Raw genomic sequence first — 1928 nt, forward strand, 5'->3', positions numbered from 1 at the left:
CGGACACCCTCCTCGTCCTCCGCTCAGCAGCCCGGCCGGTCGGTGCGGCCGAGCACCCCGACGATGGTGTCGGAGAAGGGCTCCCGGCGCTCCGGTCAGGTGAGGGCGCGCTGGTACTTGTACGTGACCTTGCCGTCGGTCAGGTCGAAGTACGCGACCGGCGGGAACAGGCCCGTCGACGCGTCGCACTTGTAGGCGAGCTTGTGGCCCGTGGTGGCGGGCCAGTTGGGGTACGCCTCCTCGCGGACCACGCACGAGGCGGCGGGCACGATCGCCCGGAACTGCGCCTCGGTCATGCCCAGCTGGACCTTGTTGTACTTGGACAGCGTCATGGACGGCGCCGTCGGCTTGTACAGGAACTCGTTCTGCTTCGACACCAGCGTGCCGGCCGCGTTGAAGTTGAAGTTCCCGTACGGCACGTAGTCGCCGCTCGCGGTGAAACACTGGATGGTCATGCTGGTGTTCTCGCACCAGCCGCTCGCCGAGCCGGGCGGGGGCGACTGCGGCGCCCCGACGAGCATCTGCCAGACCGTGGCCCGGTCCGTGCCGAACGGCACCGCGGCGTACTTCTCGGCCGTGAAGCTGAAGCCCGCGTCCGCCCCCGTCTGCGCGCCGTGCGCCGCGCCGGCGCCGGCCGACACCGCCGCAACCGCCGCGACCGAGGTGACCGCTGTGCGCCATGCCTTCGTCATACCCGTACGCCCTTCCTGTCTGATCTGTCCGGATGCACGGCCATCCTTTCCGACGGCGCTCTCCGGATGATCTCCTCGGGCTCCGGGCGGCCGGGGTCAGGCGAACGCGGTGCGCAGGTCCACGGGCCGCAGGGGCCCGGGGTCGAGGACGCGGCAGACGCTCGGGGCCAGCCGGGACAACTGCTGGGCGGCGGAGGGCTGGGCGGCGTGGGCGGTGACGGCCGTGCCGAGCGGTGCGACCAGGTCGTCGTGGTGGGTCGGGATCAGCAGCGGCGGGTTCTCCGTGGCGCGCAGCAGCCGTTCCACGTAGCGGTGCACGGCGCCGTGCGAACTCATCGGCACCAGGGCGACGTCCGGTCGGATGCCGCTCAACTCCCGCTCGACGAAGTTGCTGGCGCCCATGAGCAGGATCCTCGGGCCCGAGTCGACGGACACCTGGTAGGCGAACGTGTCGCCCTCGACGAGGTCGCCGAGGACCGCCGGCCTGCGGGGCGGCGCGGCCCTGCGGCCGGGCGCGAAGGAGCCGTGGTCGGCCAGTTGGCTGTGCAGGCTGCGGAAGACCTCCACGGTGTACCCGTCGAACTGCAGGTACTCGCCCCCCTTGACCTGGATCACGTCGGAGACGCGCGCGGGAGGTGTGCCCATGGCGGTGAGCAGGTGGCGGACGGTCTCGTCGCAGACCGTGCGGATCCGGGACCGCCGCCACTCCGGGCGGCCGAGGAGCTGGGGCACGTCCGCCACGTGGTCGAAGTGGCCGTGGCTGACCAGGATCAGCTCGGGCGGGGCGGCCAGGTGGTGCGCCGCCACCCGCTCCACGGCGGCCGGGTCGTTCCGCAGCGGCAGCCCGGGGTCCAGTCGGCCGGTGGGCCCCAGGCAGGGCATGCGGCTCAGGTACGGGTCGAAGAGGATGCTGCGGTCGCCGTCGATGACGATCTCCCAGCCGGCGACGCCGAGCCAGCGCAGCTCGACGGGGGTGGAGTAGGGGCCGCCGCGTCCGGGCGTCGGCGCGGCGGCGGTCGTTCCCGTCCCGGCGATGGCGGCGCCCGATGCCGCGAGAACTCCCTTGAGTACCGTCCGTCGTTCAGCCAACGTTGCCGCCCTTGCCGTGCGTGATCCCTTGGAATGGGGCGACCATACGGGAGGTCTCGGTACGTACGGTGCCTTTCACGTCACCCCCGTCCTCCGAACGAGGGACCCGGCGGGGGGCTCCGGAACACGCGTACGGGCCCCCGTTCC

General features: G+C 72.2%; 2 protein-coding genes. Both read right to left on the bottom strand.

Translation table 11 applies throughout. The features are described 5' to 3' along the window. Positions 1–95 precede the first annotated feature (95 nt). Positions 96–692: a BLIP family protein gene (locus tag ACFCY7_RS40405; RefSeq protein ID WP_376491071.1), complete on the bottom strand. Its 597-nt coding sequence runs from the start codon at positions 690–692 to the stop codon at positions 96–98. Between the two features lie 96 nt (positions 693–788). Then, complete coding sequence (locus ACFCY7_RS40410; RefSeq protein WP_376491072.1) at positions 789–1781, bottom strand: MBL fold metallo-hydrolase; 993 nt, start codon at positions 1779–1781, stop codon at positions 789–791. Between the last annotated feature and the right edge of the window lie 147 nt (positions 1782–1928).

Source organism: Streptomyces sp. NPDC056361, assembly GCF_042262805.1.
Classification (GTDB): domain Bacteria; phylum Actinomycetota; class Actinomycetes; order Streptomycetales; family Streptomycetaceae; genus Streptomyces.

What these genes read in the sequence shown, in the direction of transcription:
- ACFCY7_RS40405 (WP_376491071.1), bottom strand. Translation starts at nt 692, where the DNA reads ATGACGAAGGCATGGCGCACAGCGGTCACCTCGGTCGCGGCGGTTGCG.